Source organism: Pseudomonas sp. NPDC088885 (assembly GCF_044750025.1).
GTDB lineage: Bacteria > Pseudomonadota > Gammaproteobacteria > Pseudomonadales > Pseudomonadaceae > Aquipseudomonas > Aquipseudomonas rustica.
On the sequence record NZ_JBIVJB010000039.1, the window covers coordinates 1 to 21,671 of the forward strand.

Below are 21,671 nucleotides of genomic sequence, written 5' to 3' on the forward strand. Positions count from 1 at the left end.
CAGTCATCGGTGACCGAGATGGTTGTGGTGCCCAGACGGGCATCGGGCAGGTTGACGAACTTCTCGAAAGGTACGGCGTAAGCTTTCATTCTTCTTGTCTGCCTTTAAATAAGTGGCTGGGGATGCTTGCAGGGCCCTGGGAAACACAAGCGTTCTAGAGGTTTCTCGGGCCAGGCTTGCTAAAGAGTCAGTAAACGGAACAGGGCAATCTTGTTGATCTCCGCCAGCGCGCATTTGAACTCGGTGTCTTGCGAGTTGTGAATGCGCGTTTCGAACGCCGCGAGGATCTGATGCCGGTTGCTGCCTTTTACCGCCATGATGAAGGGAAACTTGAACTTGGCTTTGTAGGCGTCGTTCAGCTCGGTGAAGCGCTGGAACTCTTCGGCCGTGCATTGGTGAATACCGGCGCCAGCTTGTTCATTGGTGCTGGCTTCGGTCAGTTGGCCCTGGACGGCGGCTTTGCCGGCCAGGTCCGGGTGAGCGTTGATCAGGGCCAGCTGACTGGCGTGATCGGCGCTCAACAGGATGTCGCTCATGCGCTGGTGCAGGGTTTCGATCTCGTCGATCGAAGCGTCCACGCCCAGGTCGTAAGCCTTCTCGGCCACCCATGGCGAATGTTCGTAGATGTCGGCGAAAGCTTTGACGAAAGCGTCGCGGCTCAGGGTCGACGGTTGCAGGGTTTGAAAGCGGCTCATTTGGCGGCCCCTTGGTACGGCTGGGTTTCGTGCCAGTGACGCGCGATGTCGACGCGACGGCTGAACCACACCTGTTCATGACTTTTGGCGTATTCGATAAAGCGTTTGAGCGAAGCGATGCGACCCGGACGGCCGATCAAGCGGCAGTGCAGACCGATCGAGAGCATTTTCGGTGCTTCAGCGCCTTCGGCGTAGAGCACGTCGAACGCGTCTTTGAGGTATTCGAAGAAGTCGTCACCCTTGTTGAAACCCTGTACTTGCGTGAAGCGCATGTCGTTGGTGTCGAGGGTGTACGGGATCACCAGATGCGGCTTGCCGGTCGGGTTGTTCGGTTCCCAGTAGGGCAGGTCGTCGTCGTAGGTGTCGCAGTCGTAGAGGAAACCACCTTCTTCCATGACCAGGCGACGGGTGTTCGGGCCAGTGCGGCCGGTGTACCAGCCCAGTGGGCGCTCGCCGGTGATTTCGGTGAGGATGCGGATCGCTTCGAGCATGTGCTCGCGTTCCTGCGCTTCGTCCATGTACTGATAGTCGATCCAGCGGTAGCCGTGGCTGCAGATTTCGTGGCCGGCATCGACCATCGCGCGGATCACATCCGGGTGGCGCTGAGCGGCCATGGCCACGGCGAAGATGGTCAACGGAATGTCGAATTCCTTGAACAGTTTCAGGATCCGCCAGACGCCGGCACGGCTGCCATACTCGTAAAGCGATTCCATGCTCATGTTGCGCGCGCCTTGCAGCGGCTGAGCAGCAACCATTTCAGACAGGAAGGCTTCGGATTCTTTGTCGCCGTGCAGAATGTTGCGCTCGCCGCCTTCTTCGTAATTGAGCACGAAGGACAGGGCGATGCGGGCATTGCCCGGCCAGTGTGGGTGAGGAGGGTTACTGCCGTAACCGATCAGGTCGCGTGGGTAGTCAGCGCTCACTGCAGTCTTCCTTCTTATTCATGACTTGTTCAAAGTCGGGATTTTGTGGCGGCCTGGCGGTGAGTGAACAGGCTGGCGTCACAGCGATGGGCTGATTGTATACAACTTTAATCGCAATTTGTAAGCCTGAATTTTCGCATTTTTCACCGACTGTCATCTTTTACTGCTATTGGCGTGAGCCTGCAAGAAACCTGCCTGACCCGTCAGCTTATGGATAGGAGGTTCAATGAATAGGCGCGTTGCTGGCAGATCAAGGGGAAACGCCCGAATGGCGGGGGTGATGTGAAAAATGTCGTTTTTATTGTGTACAATTTTTTTGAAAAGTGTCTTAATCAGTCGCTCGCCGCAGCTTTTCGTGCTCCGAATCGGTGCGGTCTCCTTTTCAACTGACTTCGGGAGGCGCGAAGTCTGACTGCTTCCACGCAGGCAGGCGCGCAGAATCAATGGGACGTTTGACAACACACGTTTTGGACGCTGCACACGGTTGCCCGGGCAGTTCGATCAAGGTCGAGCTGTACCGCGTTGAAGGTTCGCAACTGGAATTGGTCGCCAGTGCGATTACCAACAGCGATGGCCGGGTCGATGCACCGCTGCTGCAAGGCGATGACTATCGTACCGGCGTTTATCAGGTTCAGTTTCACGCGGGCGATTACTACCGCGCCCGTGGTGTTCAGTTGCCGGAACCGGCCTTTCTGGACGTGGTTGTGCTGCGCTTCGGCATCTCTGCCGAACAGGATCACTACCATGTTCCGTTGCTGATTTCGCCGTACAGCTATTCCACGTACCGGGGCAGCTGACCCCCAAGCAGCTGCCCCCACCGGGAAGCGACTGCGCATATAGCTTCTTTGGTCTTTCGCCCGCCCACACTGCGGGCTTTTTTTCGTCCTTGAGAAAGTGGTGTCTGGTCTGACGCCTTCGCGAGCAAGCCCGCTCCCACAGGTGGAACGCATTCCAAATGTGGGAGCGGGCTTGCTCGCGAAGCTTTGGCTGTTAGCGGCTCAACAGGGATGCAGCACCCGCACCACTGAACAACCCGGCACTGATCCGGTTAAACCAACTCTGCCCCTTGCCACTGCGCAGATACCGCGCCGCCCCATGCGCACCCAGCCCGTAAGCCAGTTTGCAGCACAGATCAAGCACCACCCAGGTGGCAATCATGATCAGCAACTGCGGCAGGAACGGCTGCTGCGCGCTGAGGAACTGCGGCAGAAACGCGGCGAAGAACAGGATGTCCTTCGGATTGCTCGCGCCCAGCACAAATGCGCGCCCGAACAAGGTGCGAAAGCGCGGAGTCGGTGCTGCCTGAGGCACTTCCGCGCCCACCGATGGCTGGCGCGATTGCTGCCAGCTCTGCCAGGCGAGGTAGAACAGGTACAGCGCACCGACGATTTTCAACGCACTGAACAACTGCTCCGACGCCAACAGCAGGGCGCCCAGTCCCAGCGCCGAAGCACTGAGCAAACAGATCGACGCAATCACGCCACCCAAAAACGCCGGGTAAGAACGGCGCAGACCGTAATTCAGACTGTTGCTGATCATCAGCAATGACAGTGGCCCCGGAATCAGGATCACCACCAACGCAGCGCCGCTGAACAGCAGCCAGGTTTCCAGACTCATCACTTTCCTCCTTTTTTGTTGTACTGAAAAATGCACAAAAGCCCCACCCGTGAGGGTGAGGCCGTTTTGAAGCCTGAACCGCGTAGCGCTTACAGGAAGATGAACTTGGCGATGAAGATCGCGCAGAGCACCCACAGGCTCACGGAGATTTCCTTGTACTTGCCGGTACCGGCCTTCAGCGCCACGTAGGTGATGAAGCCCAGTGCGATACCGTCGGCGACCGAGAAGGTCAGCGGCATCATGATGGCGGTGACGATTGCCGGGATGGCATCGGTGGCTTCGTCCCACTCGATGTGGGCCATGCCGCCCATCATCAGCATTGCTACGTAGATCAATGCACCGGCGGTGGCGTAAGCGGGAATCATGCCGGCCAGCGGTGCGAAAAACATTGCCGCTATAAATAGCACACCTACGGTCACTGCGGTAAGACCAGTCCGACCACCAGCGGCCACACCGGCAGCACTTTCTACATAACTGGTGACGGGCGGAACGCCGACCACCGCACCGAATACGCTGGAAGCACTGTCGGCTTTCATCGCGCGGGAGAGGTTTTCGATGCGACCGTCAGCGCCGACCAGATTGGCGCGCTGAGCAACGCCCATCAGCGTACCGGCGGTATCGAACATGTGTACAAAGAGGAAGGCCAACACCACGCTGATCATGCTGACGTTGAATACGCCGGCCACGTTCATCGCCATGAAGGTCGGCGCCAGGCTTGGCGGCGTCGACATGATCCCTTCGTAATGCACGATGCCCAGACCCCAACCGGCGAGGGTCACGGTGATGATGCTGATGAGGATCGCGCCGAAGATTTTGTGGTAGCTGAGGATCGCAATCATCAGGAAGCAGATGGCGGCGAGCAGCGGGCCGGGCTCACGCAGGGAGCCGAGCTTGATCAGCGTCGCCGGGCTGTCGACGACAATGCCAGCGGTTTTCAGGCCGATCAGACCGAGGAACAAGCCCACACCAGCACCCATCGCAAAGCGCAGGCTGACCGGAATACTGTTGAGCAGCCACTCACGAATCCGCGAGAAGGTCAGGATCATGAACAACACGCCGGAAACAAACACCGCACCCAGCGCGGTTTCCCAGTTGTAGCCCATGGTGCCGACCACGGTGTACGTGAAGAACGCGTTGAGGCCCATGCCTGGCGCCAGGCCGACTGGCCAGTTGGCGTAAAGGCCCATCAACAGGCAGCCCAGTGCGGCGGCGATACAGGTGGCGACGAACGCCGCACCGTGGTCAATCCCGGCATCGGCCATGATGTTCGGGTTGACGAAGATGATGTAAGCCATGGTGATGAAGGTTGTCAGACCGGCAATCAGCTCGGTCTTCACCGTGGTGCCATGCAAGCTGAGTTTGAACAAGCGCTCCAGCAGGCCAGTGCGTAATGGCGGCGAGAGATCCAGCGTCGATGCTTCGGATTTGCGGCTTTCCACAGCGAGTACTCCTCAAGAGTTTTATTGTTATTTCCAGGGCCGGACCCATGAGGGGTGGCAGCGGCCCTTTGAGGCACTTGCGAATTTGTTGACCATGCGGTCAGGAACTCGCACGCTGTGGATTATGCTTTTGTGTACAAATAAAGCAAATATTGTTTTTGGTTTTGTTTACGAAAGTTCCATTGATAGGGATATATCGCCTTTGAGGGCCCCTTCGCGAGCAAGCTTTGCTCCTACAAGGCAACTCAAACCGTAGGAGCAAAGCTTGCTCGCGAAGAGGCCGGCCCATTCAATCGAGGACTGTCTGACTGTTCCCCAGCGCCAGATTCACCGCCAACCACCCATTCACCGCCGCCTCCCCAGCCTCGGCAAACACCCGCTCCAGCAACTTCACCTGCTCACGCCGCAACGCCTGCTCAAACTTCGCGCCTTCTGCCGTCAATTCCAGCAGCCGTTTTCGCTTGTCTGCCTCCGACGCCACGCTGTCGACCAGGTGCATTTCCTGCAACTGCCGCAGCGGCATGTTCAGCGCCTGCTTGCTCACGCCGAGCAACCCAAGCAATTCCTTCACACTCAAATTCGGATAACGCGCGATGAAAAACACGATGCGCTGATGCACCCGCGACAACCCGCGGCGCTCGAGCATTTCGTCAGCCTTGGCGGTGAACGCCTGATAGCCGAAGAAAAACGCTTCCATCGCCTGTTGCTGGCTCGTTGGGTTTTTAAGGTCAAGCATGTTGACGTACTCGCTCAAGCTGTCGTAATTTCAGTCAACCAGTTTGACTCATTTTAAACCACCCTCGCTACCGGTGACCTCCATGGCTTTTTCCGAACGTGTCTCGCGCCTTAAAAGTTCTTTGATCCGTGAAATTCTCGCCGCCGCCCAGCGTCCTGAGGTGATGTCGTTCGCCGGCGGTTTGCCCGCCGAAGCCATGCTGCCGAAAGTCGAATGGGCGGACATGCCGCTGGCGCTCGGCCAATACGGCATGAGCGAAGGCGAACCGGCGTTGCGCGAAGCGTTGGCGGCGGAGGCGAGGGCGCTCGGTCTGGATTGTCAGGCCAGTCAGGTATTGGTGGTCAGCGGCTCCCAGCAAACCCTCGATCTGGCGGCCAAGCTGTACATCGACAAAGGCACGGAAATTCTGCTCGAAGCGCCGACCTATCTGGCCGCACTGCAAATCTTCCAGTTGTTCGGCGCCGATTGCCTGACCGTGCCGCAAGAGTCCGACGGCCCGAACCTGGCGCACTTGCGCAATCGACTGGAGCAGCATCGTCCGGCGTTCATCTACCTGATCCCGACTTTTCAGAATCCATCAGCCGTGCGCTACAGCGAAGCCAAACGCGCAGCAGTCGCCGCATTGCTCGATGAATTCGGCGTGACCTTGATCGAAGACGAGCCCTACCGCGAACTGACCTTCGACGGCGGCAGCGCCAAACCGATTGCCGGACGCTTGCAGAAATCCAGCTGGATCTACACCGGCACCGTGTCGAAAACCCTGCTGCCGGGTTTGCGCGTTGGCTACTTGATCGCCAGCCCGGATCTGTTTCCGCATTTGCTCAAACTCAAGCAATCGGCGGATCTGCACACCAACCGCATCGGCCAATGGCAGGCGCTGCAATGGATCGGCACAGAGAAATATCAGCAGCATTTGAGTGAGTTGCGTGGGTTCTACCGGCAGCGGCGCGATGCCTTCCAATCGGCACTGGAAACGCACTTTGCCGATTTGGCAGATTGGAACATGCCGCAGGGCGGGCTGTTTTTCTGGCTGACGTTGAAGCAACCGCTGGATACGCGAACGCTATTGAATGAGGCGTTGGCCAATGATGTGGCGTTTATGCCGGGCGAGCCGTTCTTCCCGGAGCCGGATAATCATCATGGGCATTTGCGTTTGAATTTCAGCCATATTGATCCGGCGCGGCTGGATGAAGGGTTGAAGCGGCTGGCGGCGGTGGTGCGGCAGGCGCAGATAAATAAAGCGGCGTGATAAAAACAAATAAACCGGCTCAAGGGCCGGTTTATTTTTGTCTGGGATTTTAGGTGCCTGGGAGGGCCTCTTCGCGAGCAAGCCCGCTCCCACAGGGGAATGCATTTCAAATTGTGGGAGCGGGCTTGCTCGCGAAGGCGTCAGTCAGCACGACAAAAAAATATCAGACCGCAGCAAATCGCTTATCCAGATAATCAATAATCACCTTCGACTCATACATCCACGTCGTCTGCCCATTCTCTTCAATGCGCAGGCAAGGCACTTTGATCCGGCCGCCCTGTTCCAGCAGCGCCTGGCGATCCTGCTCATTGTTCTTCGCATCCTTCAGCGCCACCGGCACATTCAGACGACGCAACGTACGGCGGGTTTTCACGCAGAACGGGCAGGCGTGAAACTGATACAGGGTCAGATCTTTCGCGGCAGCGTCCACTTGAGCCTGAGCAGCGGCGGGGCGCTTTTTCTTGCCCGGACGGGTGAGGAAGTCGATGAAGATAACCAGTTGGCCGAGGCCGACACGAAGCGCTTTGACGAACACGTTGAAAGCCTCACGGTGCAGATTGAGAAAGGCGCGCAGCTTACCCGATTTTTCACGGGCGAAAAAAAACCGGCGATGAATGCCGGTTTTTTTCGTGCTGCGCGTTACTTGATCAGGCTGAGAAACTCGCTGCGGGTGGCAGCGTTTTCACGGAACTCACCGAGCATCACCGAAGTGATCATCGACGAATTCTGCTTCTCGACACCGCGCATCATCATGCACATGTGCTTGGCCTCGATCACTACGGCAACGCCCAGTGCGCCGGTTACTTGCATGATGGCGTCGGCGATCTGGCGGCTGAGGTTTTCCTGAATCTGCAGACGACGCGCGTACATGTCGACGATGCGCGCAACCTTCGACAGGCCCAGCACTTTGCCGCTCGGGATGTACGCAACGTGCGCCTTGCCGATGAACGGCAGCATGTGGTGTTCGCACAACGAGTACAGCTCGATGTCCTTGACCAGCACCATTTCGCTGTTGTCGGAGCTGAACAGGGCACCGGTGGTGACCTCTTCAAGCGTTTGTTCATAACCGCGGCAGAGGTACTGCATGGCTTTGGCGGCACGCTTCGGCGTGTCGAGCAGGCCCTCGCGGGAGACGTCCTCGCCCAGTTGGCCGAGAATCGCGGTGTAATTCTGTTCCAGGGACATGAAACTACCTGTGGGGGATTTTCGCAAAGGGCAAGGGTACGGTGGCGGACACGACCCTGCAAGTTCGGTGTAACGGGATTATTCGTCGCGACCTTCCATCATTGTGCGTTTGAGCATCACGTACACCGCACCCGCGCCGCCATGTTTGGCCTGACACGAGCAGAACCCGAGCACCTGTGCATGCTGTCGCAGCCAGGTGTTGACGTGGCTTTTGATCATCGGGCGCTTGCCGTCCAGTCGCACGGCTTTGCCATGGGTGACACGCACGCAGCGGATTTCAAATTTGGTCGCTTCGGCAAGAAAAGCCCAAAGGGTTTCACGAGCCTTTTCGACGCTCATGCCATGCAGATCGAGGCTGCCTTCAAACGGAATCTGACCGACCTTGAGCTTGCGCATCTGACTTTCCTGCACGCCGTCGCGCGCCCACATCAGCTCGTCTTCTGGGCCGACGTCGATCACGAACTGATCGGACAGACCATCAACGGTGGTGGCGTCGGTGCGCACGGTGGCGGACTGGCGCAGCTTGGCGATTTGCGCGCGGTCAGTCTTGGGCTTGCCGGTGTCGGCGCGGTCGTGCTTGATCGGCTTGACGCCGCGCAGCTCGTTTTTGAACAGGGAAAAATCGTCGTCTTGCATGTCAGCCTCCGCGAAGGGCGGCCAGTTTACCCAAGTCGAAACAAAACGGCCCGGCAAAAAGCCAGGCCATTGTTCAATCGTGTTTTTTCATCAGGTGCGGGGACATGTTCAGTTCCCGCGATTGCCGTGCGCGACGGCGGCAGCGGCGCCACAGGGCGACACCGAAATACAGAAACAGCAAACCGACCGCCAGAATGATTGCCGAACCCATCGGCGTGGCATTCAAATCACCGAGCGCCGGCGGGCGCCCCAGCAGGCTGGCGGCACCGGCCATCGCCAGCAGCACCCCGAACGTCGCCAGAATGGCAGCGATCGCAGCGCCGAATCGAAAACGCCAGTTACTTTGGCCTTTGGGCCGCAAGCGGCGAGCGTCAAATCCATCGGATAACTTCATTCCGACCTTCCTCAATGGTATCGGCCCTTCGACCGGGAGTTGACGATGTTGTTCCTGAGGCTAAGGCAATTGCGGCAAATGAGAGGGTTTTGCGGATGAGCGGCCATGCGCGCCGCTCATCTGAGCTCGAATCAGATCAGATCCTGAGTCAAGGCGAGGGTGGCGAAGTTGTCGGCCATGATCGCCATTTCGGCTTCTTGTACAAGTTCAGCGCTGAGCACACGGCCCTTGAACGGCAGGTCACGGGTGGCGCAGGCATCTTCAACCAAAGTGCAGCGGAAACCCAGGTTCTTCGCGGCGCGCACCGTGGTGCTGACGCTGGAGTGGCTCATGAAACCGCAAACGATCAGATCCAGCGAACCAAGGTTTTGCAGGCGATCGAGCAACTCGGTGCCGTGGAACGCGCTCGGCAGCAGTTTGCCGATGATGGTTTCGTCGCCCTGCGGTTCGAGGCCCGGGATGAACTCACCGCGCTCGCCTTGCGGGTCGAACAGACCACCAACGGTGCCGAGGTGACGCACGTGCACGATCGGCCGACCGGCTGCACGGGCTGCGGCAACCACTTGTTTGATGTTCGCGACGGCCGCGTCCATGCCGCTCAGGGCCAGCGGGCCACTGAGGTATTCCTTCTGGGCATCGATGATGACCACGGTGGCATGGCTCAGAGTGGCCGCTGCGTAACCGCGGCCGCTGAGTTGAAACATCGTTTTTGGAACGGACATTCTGGGGCTCCTTGGGGTGGGGCTTTTGCGGCATTGTCCTCTGGCTGAGCGATTCTGTGAATCGCTACCATCGTAGGCACCGTCGATTGTGGCCTGCAGCCCCGTCACGTTACACGTTCTGTTCAACGGCTGATGCAAAAAAAAGAAAACTCCTACCGTCGCTCGAAGTTTTTCCTGCGTCGTCGTTAGGCGTTTTGGCTGGTAGAATCGCCAGTCGTTTTTTCTGGAGTTCTGCCCCGTGATCACTTCCCGACTTCGTACCCTGCGCGACCACATCCGTTGGGCCGTCAGCCGCTTCCATGGGGAGGATCTGTTTTTCGGCCATGGCACCGACAATGCGTGGGACGAAGCCCGCCAATTGGTGCTCGGTGCCTTGCACTTGCCATGGGAAATCGCCGACAGCTACCTCGATTGCGCGCTGGAAGACGACGAACTGGTCAACCTGCAACGCCTGCTCAAGCGCCGCATCGAAGAACGCATTCCGACCGCGTACCTGTTGGGCGAAGCGTGGTTCTGCGGCATGTCGTTCATTGTCGACGAGCGTGTGTTGATTCCGCGTTCACCGATTGGCGAACTGATCGAAAACCGCTTCGCGCCGTGGATCGGCACCGAGCCTGCGCGCATTCTTGACCTGTGCACCGGCTCCGGTTGCATCGGCATCGCCTGCGCCTACGAGTTCCAGAACGCCGAAGTGGTGCTGGCCGATCTGTCGTTCGAAGCGCTGGAAGTGGCCAATCAGAACATCGAGCGCCACGGCGTCGATGAGCGCGTGTACACGGTGCAGGGCGATGGTTTTGATGGTTTGCCGGGTCAGCGTTTCGACCTGATCGTGTCGAATCCGCCTTATGTCGATGCGGAAGATTTCGCCGACATGCCGGATGAGTATCAGCATGAGCCTGAGCTAGGTCTGGCCTGCGGTGATGATGGCTTGAATCTGGTTCGGCGGATGCTGGCTGAAGCGGCGGATCACCTGACCGAGAAGGGCTTGCTGATCGTTGAAGTGGGCAACAGCCAGGTGCACGTGGACGCGTTGTACCCGGAAGTCGATTTCGCCTGGCTGGACTTCCAGCGCGGCGGGCATGGCGTGTTCATGCTGACCGCAGAACAATGCCGCAACCACCAGGCCCTGTTCGCTTCCCGCGTCTAATCGAGACCGATCGTTCCCACGCTCTGCGTGGGAACGTCTCAATGGACGCTCCGTGTCCGCTGTTGGGACGCGGAGCGTCCCGGGCTGCGTTCCCACGCGGAGCGTGGGGACGATCAAGCAGGGTGTACACCGATCCCAATGTAGGAGCTGCCGCAGGCTGCGATCTTTTGATCTACCGGTGCGTCGCAATCCAGATCAACAACCCCGCCTGGAACACCGCAAACGCCACCAGACAAGTAATCGTAAAGCGCAACCCGGCGTCTTCACGCTTGAACTTGCCGACTTTCTCTTCCTGCTTCTTCAGCTTCACTTCCTGCTCAGCCAGATTCTGCTCAGCCTGCTGCAGCATCTGCGCCGCTTCAAGAATCTCGACGATTTGCAGCTTTTCGCTGTTCCAGTCGCCGAGCAAATCGCCGACCTGCACTTCCTTGACGCTGCCCTTCAAATGCTGGGCATCGGCGTAGACCACATCAAAGCCGTGCACGCGCAGGAAATGATCGCGACGCAGGCGCGTGTCTTCGTTCAGCGCGTCCTTGTTGTTCAAATCCATGCCGTCGACGGTGTAGGTCGGCCAGCGCTTCTTCGCCCAATTGATGCCTTGCGCGGCCATGTAACGGCCAATGCCACGGTTCAACGGTTCGATCTGCAAGCCGCTGTCCGGGCCGAAGTGCACACGCTTGGTCGCGTGATCAACCCACACATCCAGTTGGTTCTGCTCTTTGCGCACCCGCTGGCCCGGCAGTTTGATCGCCATGCGCATCAGGCTGATTTCTTTGCTGTTGCGCTCGGCGTAACCGAATTCGACAAAGCGCAGTGGCCTCCCGCCGGTGTTGCGGTCGGTCTGCAGCGGGGCCAGGCGGAGCATCTTGTGGTGCTCGACGTGGACGTCCGCCCACGGCAGCTCGGCCGCTGGCGGTGCGTCTTTTTCAGCGGCGGTGTCGGGTGAAGTCTGGGTATCAGTCATAACGGCGAGATCCTGTCCAAGCCCTGCTTGTCGCCAGCCGTTGCGCTGGCGACAAAGGCTTATCGGCCGTTTTTTGCGGTACTGGAGGGCAAAAGCGTTTAACGGGTGCGAAGTCCGTCAATAAAACTGAGGATTGTCGCGCCTAACTCGGCCGCGAGTGGCAAGTTTGGATCCTTGTAGGAGGCCAATTGCCGCTTCATGTCGTTATGCACAATGCGCAACACGTGGTTCATGCCCTCGATCACCATCAGTTCGGCATCCGGTTTGGCAGCTTTGAGCCGCTTGGCGTCGTCAACGCTGACCTGAATATCGTTCGTGCCCTGAATGATCAGCGCCGGCATTTTCAATTGCGCGAAGTCTTGCGCCGGATCCTGACGGAACAGCGAAATCAGATACGGCTGCACGCTCGGGCGGAAGATCACCTGCAACGGCTGCGGCACGTTGTCATCGGTGCGACCGGCCTTGAGGCTGTCGAGCAGTTCGTTACTGCGCAGCATCAACGCGGGCGGCAGGCTGCGTGCCAGTTGTTCACGAATCACTTGATCGACCGGTCGGGCACTCCCCGACAGAGAAATCACCGCCGCCGCATCGACTTTCGGCGCGGCGAGACTGGCGATCAACGCGCCTTCACTGTGACCGAGCAGAATCAGCGGGCCGAAGCGCGGATCAGCCTTGAGCTTCTGCCCCCACGCCACGGCATCGGCGGCATAAGATTCGATCGACAAATTGCGCTCGTCGGGCGTCGCCGGCAGGCTCGCGGCCACTCCACGTTTGTCGTAACGCACGCTGGCGATGTTGTGTTTGGCCAACACCCACGCCAGCCGTTTAAGGCTGTCGTTGCGGCCGCCGTCGGGGTTGTTTCCGTCGCGGTCTGTAGGGCCGGAGCCGGAAATGATCAGGACAACCGGCACAGGCTTGTCGGACTTTGGCAGCAACAGCGAGCCGAAAAGTTCGCCGCTGCCGGTATCCAGAGTGACCGGGCGTTGTAAGACCGTCGCTTGGGCAAAGCCCGTAAACAAGGTAAGACTCAAGAGCAAAACTCGCAGCATCATCACGCCATCATTGGTCAAGGTGCCGGTTGGACTCGCCAACACCGCTAAGGTTCGAGGATGAACTACTCGGTTAGCCTGCGTATACTGGCGCGCATCACGAATTTGGGTTTGATTTCACGGAGCGTCCTGCATGTCCGGCAATACCTACGGCAAGTTGTTCACTGTCACCACCGCTGGCGAAAGCCATGGTCCGGCGTTGGTCGCCATTGTCGACGGCTGCCCGCCGGGCCTGGAGATCTCCCTCGAAGACCTGCAGCGCGACCTTGATCGCCGCAAGCCCGGCACCAGCCGCCACACCACCCAGCGTCAGGAAGCCGACGAAGTCGAAATCCTTTCCGGCGTGTTCGAAGGGCGCACCACCGGTTGCTCGATCGGCCTGCTGATCCGCAACACCGACCAGAAGTCCAAGGACTACTCGGCGATCAAGGATCTGTTCCGCCCGGCCCACGCCGACTACACCTACCACCACAAATACGGTGAACGTGATTACCGTGGCGGTGGCCGCAGCTCGGCGCGCGAAACCGCGATGCGCGTGGCAGCGGGTGCAATCGCGAAGAAATACCTGGCCAGCCAAGGCATCGTCATCCGTGGCTACATGAGCCAGCTCGGCCCGATCGAAATCCCGTTCAAGACCTGGGATTCGGTGGAAGAGAACGCCTTCTTCAGCCCCGATCCGGACAAAGTCCCGGAGCTGGAGGCCTATATGGATCAGTTGCGCCGCGACCAGGACTCGGTCGGGGCGAAGATCACCGTCGTTGCCGAAGGCGTGATGCCGGGTCTCGGCGAGCCGATTTTCGACCGTCTCGACGCTGAACTGGCCCACGCGCTGATGAGCATCAACGCGGTCAAAGGCGTGGAAATTGGCGCCGGTTTCGCCTCGGTCGCCCAACGCGGCACCGAGCACCGTGATGAAATGACCCCGCAAGGTTTCCTCAGCAACAATGCCGGCGGCATTCTCGGCGGCATTTCCTCCGGTCAGCCGATCGTTGCCCATCTCGCGTTGAAACCGACGTCGAGCATCACCACCCCGGGCCGTTCGATCGATATCCACGGCAACCCGGTCGACGTCATCACCAAGGGCCGTCACGACCCGTGCGTCGGCATCCGCGCCACACCGATTGCCGAAGCGATGATGGCCATCGTGTTGATGGATCATCTGCTGCGTCACCGTGGGCAGAACGCCGATGTGCGTGTGAGCACGCCGGTGCTGGGTCAGCTTTGATGGCAGGCTCTAAAGCCGTCGCGGCATAACCGTGGCGGCGCTCCCTTACTGGCGGCTGTCCAGTTTCTATCTGTTCTATTTCGCCTTGCTTGGTTCGACAGCGCCGTTTCTGGCGCTGTACTTCGATCACCTCGGTTTCAGTCCGGCGCGGATCGGTGAACTGGTGGCCATCCCGATGCTGATGCGCTGCGTGGCGCCGAACATTTGGGGCTGGCTCGGCGACTACACCGGCAAGCGCCTGGCCATCGTGCGCTTCGGCGCCGTGTGTACGCTGCTGACGTTCTCACTGATTTTCGTCAGCAAGACCTACGCCTGGCTGGCGATGGTCATGGCGCTGCACGCATTTTTCTGGCACGCGGTGCTGCCGCAGTTCGAAGTCATTACCCTCGCGCATTTGCAGGGGCAGACCTCGCGTTACAGCCAGATTCGTTTGTGGGGCTCGATCGGCTTCATCATCACCGTGGTCGTGCTCGGTCGTCTGTTCGAATGGCTCAGCCTCGACATCTACCCGGCGGCGCTGGTGTTGATCATGGCCGGCATCGTCCTCAGCAGCTTGTGGGTGCCGAACGCGCAACCGCCGCAAGGCAATCGTCCGACCGGCGAGGGTTTCCTCAAGCAGCTGCGCAATCCCGGCGTGCTGGCGTTTTATGGCTGCGTGGCGCTGATGCAGATGAGCCATGGCCCGTATTACACCTTTCTGACCTTGCACCTTGAACGGCTTGGTTATACGCGCGGCACCATCGGCATGCTCTGGGCCGTAGGCGTGGTCGCCGAAGTGCTGATGTTTATGGCGATGAGCCGGATTCTTGCGCGGTTTTCTCTGCGTCGGGTGTTGATGGCGAGTTTTCTGCTGGCGGCGCTGCGCTGGTTGCTGCTAGGTTCGTTCGCCGAGTTTCTCTGGGTGCTGTTGTTCGCGCAGGTTCTGCACGCGGCGACCTTCGGCAGTTTTCACGCCGCTGCCATCGCCTTCGTGCAACGTAGCTTCGGCGCGCGCCAGCAAGGGCAGGGCCAAGCGCTGTACGCCGCGCTGGCCGGCACCGGCGGCGCGATGGGCGCGTTGTATTCCGGTTACAGCTGGAATGCCCTCGGCGCAACATTGACCTTTAGTATTGCCAGTCTCGCGGCGCTCGCCGCTGCCGTTATCATTGCCACACGTATGCAAGAGGACAGGCCATGAGCCTTACGCGTGAACAGCTCGCCCAGCAAATCGTCGACGCCGGGCGTTTTCTTTATGGTCGCGGCTGGTCGCCGGCCACCAGCAGCAATTACTCGACGCGCCTGTCGCCGAGCGAAGCGCTGCTGACCGTGTCCGGCAAGCACAAGGGCCAGTTGGGTCTGGACGATGTGCTCGCCACCGACCTTTCCGGCAATAGCCTGGAGCCGGGCAAAAAACCGTCCGCCGAAACCCTGCTGCACACTCAGCTGTATAGCTGGCGGCCGGAGATCGGCGCGGTGTTGCACACCCATTCGGTCAACGCCACGGTGCTGTCGCGCCTGACCCCGGAAGACTTTATCGAGTTCGAAGACTACGAACTGCAAAAAGCCTTCAGCGGTGTTTCGACCCATGAATCGCGGGTGCGCGTGCCGATTTTCGACAACGATCAGGACATTGCGCGCCTCGCCGCCAAGGTGCAGCCTTGGCTCGACGCCCACCCTGATTGCGTCGGCTATCTGATTCGCGGTCACGGCCTCTACACCTGGGGCGCGCAGATGAACGACGCGCTGCGCCAGATCGAGGCCTTTGAATTTCTGTTTGAGTGCGAGTTGAAAACCCGCAGCGTCATGAACCGCCATGGCTGACTTCACCAGAAGTAGCCCATTTGCCTGATGAAATGCTGTGCCCGACCGGTCTGCAAGAACCGGACGGCAAGGCCGATACCGAGGAATTGCCCCAATGAGCAGCCTGTCCGTCTATCACGTCTCCAGCCCCGACATTCCCAACAAAGTGCTGACCCACTTTGAAGACATCGCCTCGACCCTGGCCGAGCAGGGCGTGCGCTTCGACCGCTGGCAAGCCGTCGCCAAGATCCAGCCCGGCGCTACCCAGGAAGAAGTGATCAGCGCTTATAAAGAGCAGATCGACAAGCTGATGACCGAACGCGGTTACATCACCGTCGACGTGATCAGCCTGAACAGCGATCATCCGCAAAAAGCCGAATTGCGCGCCAAGTTCCTCGAAGAACATCGCCATGGCGAAGACGAAGTACGATTTTTCGTCGCCGGCCGTGGGCTGTTTACCCTGCACATCGACGATTACGTCTACGCCGTACTCTGCGAGAAGAATGATCTGATCTCGGTACCGGCCGGCACCAAACACTGGTTCGATATGGGCGAGCATCCGCACTTTGTCGCGATCCGTCTGTTCAACAACCCTGAAGGCTGGGTTGCCAACTTCACCGGCGAAGACATCGCCGGCCGTTTCCCGCGACTGGAGGACTGATTCGATGTCGATCAAAGCCATTGTCACTGACATTGAAGGCACCACCAGCGCGGTGAGTTTCGTCTTCGACGTGTTGTTTCCGTACGCGGCCAAACATTTGCCGGACTTTGTGCGGCAGAACGCCGAACGTGCCGATGTCGCCGAGCAACTCGACGCCGTGCGCCGTGACAGCAATGCACCGCAGGCCGATGTTGAGCGGGTCGTTGAAATTCTGCTGAGCTGGATCGAGGAAGACCGCAAAGCCACGCCGCTCAAGGCCTTGCAAGGCATGGTCTGGGCGCAGGGTTATCACGCCGGGCAGTTGAAAGGGCACGTTTACCCGGACGCGGTTGAAGCGCTGCAACGCTGGCATGCGGCGGGTTATCAACTGTTTGTGTATTCGTCGGGGTCGATTCAGGCGCAGAAGCTGATTTTCGGCTGTTCCGAGGTGGGGGATTTGACGCCGCTGTTCAGCGGGTATTTCGACACCACGTCGGGGCCCAAGCGTGAGGCACAGTCTTACACCAACATTCAGCAAGCCATTGGCGTCGCGCCCGAGGATATTTTATTCCTCTCGGACATCGTCGAAGAACTCGACGCCGCACAAGCCGCCGGCCTGCAAACCTGCGGCCTGGCCCGCGAAGGCGGCGAGCTGGGCAACCACATCACCGTCGACACCTTCACCGGAATAGAACCCGAAGCCTTCTAACCACACGCGATCCAAAATGTGGGAGCGGGCTTGCTCGCGAAAGCGGTGTATCAGTTAGAAATTGTTTATCTGACACACCGCCTTCGCGAGCAAGCCCGCTCCCACAGGGTTTTGCATCAGCACAAAAAAACAGGCCGTGAAGCGAGAGCTCCACGGCCTGTTTTGTTTAAAGCGTTTTACAAATTACAGCGAGTGATACGTCGGCAGGGCAAAACGCTGTTGGCTTTGCAGCATGCCGATTTGCGGCAGCTCACTGGCTTGTTCGGCCAGGTCACGACGGATCGCGCTGATCGCCCACGACAGTTGGTCGCCGGCATGCAGTTGTTGATAAGTCAGTGCGCGTTTGAACACTTTGCCGTCGCTGCTGCGCAGGGTCAGCAGGATCCCGCCATCAGGACGTGGCGCAGTGGTGACGTCGAAGTTGGAGAACAGGGAGGTAAATTTCTCTTGGATCAGGCTCATGTCTTTCAGCTCCGTATGCACTTGAATGGCAAGCATGCAGAGGAGGTTGCAGAGTTTGTGCCAGCATTTGATTAAAAAAATATCGTTATAAATCAATAGGTTAAAAATTATGATTTTTGAAGGCGTCGTGCAATCTGCATGAGTGGCCATCGTGCATCCTGCATTTTGCGGGATCGCGATCATTTCTACGGAACCAAACGCTGACCCGGAGATCAGCTCCGCGCTCGCCACGTCAGCGGATACAAAACATTGCAAAAACCGCGTGTACAGCCTGAGAAGCGCTGACGTATTTTCGATCTCGACCGGCGCTCGAATGCGTCGGTTGCTTCAAGGCACAGCCCGAAAAATAAAAACATCGACCTGCACGCCAAGGTCGAACGGGGAGCTTCCATGCGTCACGCGCCAAGCGACACGATTACCTGGAGCATGATGCTCCGCAAACTGCCGATGATTGCCAAAGCCATCCCGCGGGTGGTCAAAGGCATGAAGGTGGCCAACGTCACGGATCCGACCCAAAGCTGTGGCCTTGGCTGGACGTTCGAACAAGCAACCCTGCGCAACCCCGACGGCCCGGCGTTACTGCACGGCGACGTGGCGCTGACGTACTCACAAGTCAACCAGTGGGCGAACCGCATCGCTCACTATCTGAGCGGGCAGGGCATCGGTAAGGGCGACGTGGTCGCGGTGTTTATCGAGAACCGTCCGGAGTTGCTGGTGACGATTTTGGCGTTGGCCAAGGTCGGCGCCGTCAGCGCGCTGCTGAACACGTCGCAGACCCGCGACACGCTGATCCACAGCATTAATCTGGTAGCGCCGGTAGCGATTGTCGTTGGCGAAGAGCTGATTTCGGCTTATTCAGCGGTGCGCGACCAAGTGGCAATCACCGCGCCGCGCACCTGGTTTGTCGCCGATCAGGACACCTACAGCCATCCGGGCATTGCGCCCGACGGCTTCGTCAACTTGATCAGCGCCAGTGCCGACGCCTCCAGCGAAAATCCGCCGAGCAGCCAGCAGATCTTCTTCGACGACCCGTGTTTCTACATCTACACCTCCGGCACCACCGGGCTGCCGAAGGCCGGGGTGTTCAAGCACGGGCGCTGGATGCGCAGCTCGGCGAGCTTCGGCATGATCGCCCTCAACATGGGCCCCGACGACGTCGTCTATTGCACCTTGCCGCTGTACCACGCCACCGGCCTCTGCGTGTGCTGGGGCTCGGCGGTCAACGGCGCTTCAGGCTTCGCGATCCGGCGTAAATTCAGCGCCAGTCAGTTCTGGAACGACGTGCGCCGTTATCGCGCCACTACCATTGGTTACGTCGGCGAATTGTGCCGCTATCTGGTCGATCAACCGGCCAGCGCCGACGACAACCGTCACGAGGTGCGCAAGATGATCGGCAACGGTTTGCGCCCCGGCGCCTGGGCCGAGTTCAAAACGCGTTTTGCGGTGGATCACATCTGCGAGCTGTACGCGGCCAGCGACGGCAACATCGGCTTCACCAATATTCTCAACTTCGACAACACCATCGGTTTTTCGCTGATGGCCTGGGAGTTGGTGGCTTACGACCACGACAGCGGCGAGCCTCTGCGCAGCGACAACGGCTTTATGCGCAAGGTCGAAAAAGGCGAACAGGGCCTGTTGCTGGCGCGGATCGACGAGAAAGCGCCGCTGGACGGTTACACCGATCCACAGAAAACCGCAAAAGTTGTGCTGCAGGATGTGTTTGCCAAGGGTGACCGTTTCTTCAATACCGGCGATCTGTTGCGCAACATCGGTTTTGGTCATGCGCAATTTGTTGATCGACTCGGTGACACCTATCGCTGGAAGGGCGAAAACGTCTCGACCACCGAGGTTGAAAACCTGCTGCTGCAACATCCGCACATCTCCGAGGCGGTGGCCTATGGCGTGGAAATCCGCAACACCAACGGCCGCGCCGGCATGGCGGCGATTACGCCGGCGGAATCCCTCGCGACCCTGGATTTCGCCGAGTTGCTGACTTTTGCTCGGGAGCGCATGCCGGCGTACGCGGTGCCGTTGTTCCTGCGGGTGAAGGTGAAGATGGAAACCACGGGGACGTTCAAATACCAGAAAACCCGCCTGAAGAATGAAGGCTTCGACCCCGGCCAGACGGGCGATGACCCGATCTACGCATGGCTGCCCGGTACGCAGACTTATGTTCGCGTGACCGATGAAATATTGGCGGGCATTTATCAGGGCAAGCATCGTTATTGAATCTGGCTATAGGCCGACTTGAGAAAAAGGGGGTGACAGTTTTCCTTGCGCTCGGGAAACTGTCGGCTTTCCGATTGACCGAAAGTGGAGTTGCCCATGTCCGAACAAAGCCGCCAGATGACCCCTGAAGAAGCCGCCGAATTCACCGAGCAGGTTTTCAACAAGGCGCGCGACGGTGATGCCGAGATGCTTGATCGCCTGGTCAGCGCCGGTTTGCCGGTCAACTTGAAGAACAGCAAGGGCGACACGCTGCTGATGTTAGCCAGCTACTACGGCCATATCGACGCGGTGAATGTGCTGCTTAAACACAAAGCCGACCCGGAAATGCGCAATGGCAACGGCCAGAGCCCGATTGCCGGGGCGGCGTTCAAAGGTGATCTGGCCGTGGTCAAGGCGTTGGTCGAGGCGGGTGCCGAGATCGAAGGTTCGTCGTTTGATGGCCGGACGGCGCTGATGATGGCGGCGATGTTCAACCGCGTTGAAATCGTCGATTACTTGCTCGGCAAAGGCGCCAACGCGCAGGCCAAGGACGCCAACGGCGCGACGGCGCTGGACGCGGCGCGCACCATGGGCGCGGTCGATACCACGGCGCAGCTGGAAAAATTGTTGGGTTGATAAAGTCAAAAGATCGCAGCCTGCGGCAGCTCCTACACTGATTCCTCTGTAGGAGCTGCCGCAGGCTGCGATCTTTTGCGTTGTGCGCTATCCTCCGCGCCCTCAAATTTCACCTTCCACAGGATCCGCCCTCATGAAAGCCGCACTCGTCGAACTCATCAGCAAAATCAGCTCCGGCTGCATGGCCGAGGACGAGATCCTGAAAGTGGCCGATGAAGCGGCGCAAGCCTACGCCGATGCCGATGCTTTTCTGACAGCCAACCCAGACATCAACTACGACGACACCTTTCCGATCCCGTTGGGCGAGTGGGTCGTCGTCGGCAGCCTGCCGGAAACCGTGTTGTTCCAGGCAGACACCTACGTTGACCTGTTCGCGCAGATCGTCGCCTCGTTCGGCCCGGGCGTGGATTTCAATCTCAAGCCCAAGCAACTGGCGAAAACCGAAGCCCTGACCGCGCTCAACCGCATTCAGGTGCAGATGAGCAGCATGAACAAGGAAAACGGCGGTTACACGCTGATGAACTTCAGCCAGTTGCTCGACGACGAGCTGCAAATGGTGCTGGTCTTCGGCAACGACGTGCCGCGCGTTCTGGAGTTGTGCGCCGAAGTCGGCATCACCGCTGCACCCGCGCTGGAAGCCTTGAAGGTCGCCGTTCACGTCTGAGTGCAATAAAAGGGAACCCTGCGCGCGACCGTCTATCCTAAAAGTGCATGCCACTATTCTGGAGCGACACCATGGGTTCCACGTTCAACGGTCTGATCGGCCTGATCATCCTCGCCCTCGACATTTGGGCCATCATCAATGTGCTGAAAAGCGGCGCGACCACCGGGATGAAAATCGTCTGGGTGCTGCTGATCATCCTCCTGCCGGTACTGGGCCTGATCATCTGGGCAATCGCCGGGCCACGCGGTAACGTCCGGATCTAACCAGCTAACACCGCAATACCCCTGTAGGAGCTGCCGAAGGCTGCGAACTTTTGATGTTGATTGTAAAAAACAAGATCAAAAGATCGCAGCCTGCGGCAGCTCCTACAGGGATTGTGGTTGTGAGGTTCGACCTGTCATCTTCGGCAACGTAGAATGCGCGCCTTTCCCGGGCAATCGTCCCCACGATTGACGCCCGCGCATTCATCGGAGCACTTGACCATGACCGTCACCAAAACCAGCGAGTACCTGGAAACCCTCTACGAAGGCTACGGCCAGCGTTTTCGCATGGAAAAACTGCTGCACGAAGTGCGCACCGAACACCAGCACCT

25 protein-coding genes and 1 pseudogene are annotated in these 21,671 nt (G+C 58.9%); 13 read left to right on the plus strand and 13 right to left on the minus strand.

The features are described from left to right. Positions 1-179: 179 nt before the first annotated feature. Positions 180-695: a 2-oxo-4-hydroxy-4-carboxy-5-ureidoimidazoline decarboxylase gene (gene uraD, locus ACIP1X_RS16595; RefSeq protein WP_008080897.1), complete on the minus strand. Its 516-nt coding sequence runs from the start codon at positions 693-695 to the stop codon at positions 180-182. Continuing rightward, a complete protein-coding gene (gene puuE, locus ACIP1X_RS16600; RefSeq protein ID WP_034151757.1) occupies positions 692-1,618 on the minus strand; it encodes an allantoinase PuuE in 927 nt (308 codons plus the stop codon). The genes uraD and puuE overlap by 4 nt, the downstream gene beginning before the upstream one ends. A gap of 443 nt (positions 1,619-2,061) precedes the next feature. Here puuE and uraH point away from each other — a divergent pair, with 443 nt between their 5' ends. Further along, entirely contained in the window at positions 2,062-2,415 is a 354-nt protein-coding gene (gene uraH / locus ACIP1X_RS16605) for a hydroxyisourate hydrolase (RefSeq protein WP_008031462.1), read from the plus strand. Between the two features lie 193 nt (positions 2,416-2,608). On the opposite strand, the gene ACIP1X_RS16610 is transcribed toward uraH, so the two are convergent. From ACIP1X_RS16610 to ACIP1X_RS16620, 3 genes are all read right to left on the minus strand, one after another. Continuing rightward, positions 2,609-3,235, minus strand: a complete 627-nt coding sequence (locus ACIP1X_RS16610; RefSeq protein WP_008080903.1) for a LysE family translocator — start codon at positions 3,233-3,235, stop codon at positions 2,609-2,611. A gap of 89 nt (positions 3,236-3,324) precedes the next feature. Next, on the minus strand, positions 3,325-4,674 hold the full coding sequence (locus ACIP1X_RS16615) for an NCS2 family permease (protein ID WP_159815647.1): 1,350 nt from the start codon (positions 4,672-4,674) through the stop codon (positions 3,325-3,327). A gap of 289 nt (positions 4,675-4,963) precedes the next feature. Further along, on the minus strand, positions 4,964-5,410 hold the full coding sequence (locus tag ACIP1X_RS16620; protein WP_053118660.1) for a MarR family winged helix-turn-helix transcriptional regulator: 447 nt from the start codon (positions 5,408-5,410) through the stop codon (positions 4,964-4,966). A gap of 82 nt (positions 5,411-5,492) precedes the next feature. On the opposite strand from ACIP1X_RS16620, the gene ACIP1X_RS16625 reads away from it, so the two are divergent. Then, entirely contained in the window at positions 5,493-6,659 is a 1,167-nt protein-coding gene (locus ACIP1X_RS16625; RefSeq protein WP_212544304.1) for a PLP-dependent aminotransferase family protein, read from the plus strand. Between the two features lie 163 nt (positions 6,660-6,822). Here ACIP1X_RS16625 and ACIP1X_RS16630 read toward each other — a convergent pair whose 3' ends face one another. From ACIP1X_RS16630 to ACIP1X_RS16650, 5 genes are all read right to left on the minus strand, one after another. Then, the gene (locus tag ACIP1X_RS16630) at positions 6,823-7,194 is read right to left on the minus strand and encodes a glutathione S-transferase N-terminal domain-containing protein (protein ID WP_159815716.1); all 372 of its coding nucleotides are present in this window, start codon (positions 7,192-7,194) and stop codon (positions 6,823-6,825) included. Positions 7,195-7,298: 104 nt separating this feature from the next. Next, the gene (gene folE / locus ACIP1X_RS16635) at positions 7,299-7,844 is read right to left on the minus strand and encodes a GTP cyclohydrolase I FolE (RefSeq protein WP_400753642.1); all 546 of its coding nucleotides are present in this window, start codon (positions 7,842-7,844) and stop codon (positions 7,299-7,301) included. Positions 7,845-7,922: 78 nt separating this feature from the next. Beyond that, positions 7,923-8,480, minus strand: coding sequence for a Smr/MutS family protein (locus ACIP1X_RS16640; RefSeq protein ID WP_400753645.1), 558 nt, complete (start codon positions 8,478-8,480; stop codon positions 7,923-7,925). A gap of 73 nt (positions 8,481-8,553) precedes the next feature. Next, positions 8,554-8,874, minus strand: a complete 321-nt coding sequence (locus ACIP1X_RS16645; protein ID WP_007914024.1) for a hypothetical protein — start codon at positions 8,872-8,874, stop codon at positions 8,554-8,556. Between the two features lie 131 nt (positions 8,875-9,005). Continuing rightward, positions 9,006-9,596 (minus strand): cysteine hydrolase family protein, encoded by a 591-nt coding sequence (locus ACIP1X_RS16650; protein WP_053118675.1) that lies wholly within the window; start codon positions 9,594-9,596, stop codon positions 9,006-9,008. A gap of 238 nt (positions 9,597-9,834) precedes the next feature. Between ACIP1X_RS16650 and prmB the strand changes: the two genes are divergently transcribed. Then, on the plus strand, positions 9,835-10,743 hold the full coding sequence (gene prmB, locus ACIP1X_RS16655) for a 50S ribosomal protein L3 N(5)-glutamine methyltransferase (protein WP_053118677.1): 909 nt from the start codon (positions 9,835-9,837) through the stop codon (positions 10,741-10,743). 172 nt (positions 10,744-10,915) lie between these two features. On the opposite strand, the gene ACIP1X_RS16660 is transcribed toward prmB, so the two are convergent. Together ACIP1X_RS16660 and ACIP1X_RS16665 are read right to left on the minus strand one after the other, a co-directional pair. Next, positions 10,916-11,707: a hypothetical protein gene (locus ACIP1X_RS16660; RefSeq protein WP_212544309.1), complete on the minus strand. Its 792-nt coding sequence runs from the start codon at positions 11,705-11,707 to the stop codon at positions 10,916-10,918. Positions 11,708-11,805: 98 nt separating this feature from the next. After that, positions 11,806-12,759, minus strand: coding sequence for an alpha/beta hydrolase (locus ACIP1X_RS16665; protein WP_400753689.1), 954 nt, complete (start codon positions 12,757-12,759; stop codon positions 11,806-11,808). 130 nt (positions 12,760-12,889) lie between these two features. On the opposite strand from ACIP1X_RS16665, the gene aroC reads away from it, so the two are divergent. From aroC to mtnC, 5 genes are all read left to right on the plus strand, one after another. Continuing rightward, entirely contained in the window at positions 12,890-13,981 is a 1,092-nt protein-coding gene (gene aroC, locus ACIP1X_RS16670; RefSeq protein WP_008080929.1) for a chorismate synthase, read from the plus strand. 31 nt (positions 13,982-14,012) lie between these two features. Beyond that, positions 14,013-15,158 carry an MFS transporter gene (locus tag ACIP1X_RS16675; protein ID WP_400753648.1) on the plus strand — a complete coding sequence of 382 codons (1,146 nt, stop codon included), beginning with the start codon at positions 14,013-14,015 and terminating at the stop codon, positions 15,156-15,158. Continuing rightward, positions 15,155-15,781: a methylthioribulose 1-phosphate dehydratase gene (locus ACIP1X_RS16680; RefSeq protein WP_400753650.1), complete on the plus strand. Its 627-nt coding sequence runs from the start codon at positions 15,155-15,157 to the stop codon at positions 15,779-15,781. The genes ACIP1X_RS16675 and ACIP1X_RS16680 overlap by 4 nt, the downstream gene beginning before the upstream one ends. Before the next feature lie 94 nt (positions 15,782-15,875). After that, positions 15,876-16,421, plus strand: coding sequence for a 1,2-dihydroxy-3-keto-5-methylthiopentene dioxygenase (locus ACIP1X_RS16685; protein WP_400753653.1), 546 nt, complete (start codon positions 15,876-15,878; stop codon positions 16,419-16,421). A 4-nt stretch (positions 16,422-16,425) separates the two neighbouring features. Then, positions 16,426-17,109 (plus strand): acireductone synthase, encoded by a 684-nt coding sequence (gene mtnC / locus ACIP1X_RS16690; RefSeq protein ID WP_400753656.1) that lies wholly within the window; start codon positions 16,426-16,428, stop codon positions 17,107-17,109. Positions 17,110-17,292: 183 nt separating this feature from the next. Here mtnC and ACIP1X_RS16695 read toward each other — a convergent pair whose 3' ends face one another. Continuing rightward, entirely contained in the window at positions 17,293-17,571 is a 279-nt protein-coding gene (locus tag ACIP1X_RS16695; protein WP_053118700.1) for a DUF3509 domain-containing protein, read from the minus strand. A gap of 390 nt (positions 17,572-17,961) precedes the next feature. Here ACIP1X_RS16695 and ACIP1X_RS16700 point away from each other — a divergent pair, with 390 nt between their 5' ends. The 5 genes and pseudogenes from ACIP1X_RS16700 to ACIP1X_RS16720 all read left to right on the plus strand — a co-directional run. Next, positions 17,962-19,800 (plus strand): long-chain-acyl-CoA synthetase, encoded by a 1,839-nt coding sequence (locus ACIP1X_RS16700; RefSeq protein ID WP_400753658.1) that lies wholly within the window; start codon positions 17,962-17,964, stop codon positions 19,798-19,800. Between the two features lie 96 nt (positions 19,801-19,896). Further along, on the plus strand, positions 19,897-20,415 hold the full coding sequence (locus tag ACIP1X_RS16705; protein WP_053118689.1) for an ankyrin repeat domain-containing protein: 519 nt from the start codon (positions 19,897-19,899) through the stop codon (positions 20,413-20,415). Between the two features lie 133 nt (positions 20,416-20,548). Beyond that, a complete protein-coding gene (locus ACIP1X_RS16710) occupies positions 20,549-21,079 on the plus strand; it encodes a hypothetical protein (RefSeq protein WP_400753660.1) in 531 nt (176 codons plus the stop codon). Between the two features lie 71 nt (positions 21,080-21,150). Continuing rightward, positions 21,151-21,342 (plus strand): PLDc N-terminal domain-containing protein, encoded by a 192-nt coding sequence (locus ACIP1X_RS16715; RefSeq protein WP_007914053.1) that lies wholly within the window; start codon positions 21,151-21,153, stop codon positions 21,340-21,342. A 219-nt stretch (positions 21,343-21,561) separates the two neighbouring features. After that, positions 21,562-21,671: pseudogene (locus ACIP1X_RS16720) on the plus strand (polyamine aminopropyltransferase); the annotation flags it as partial.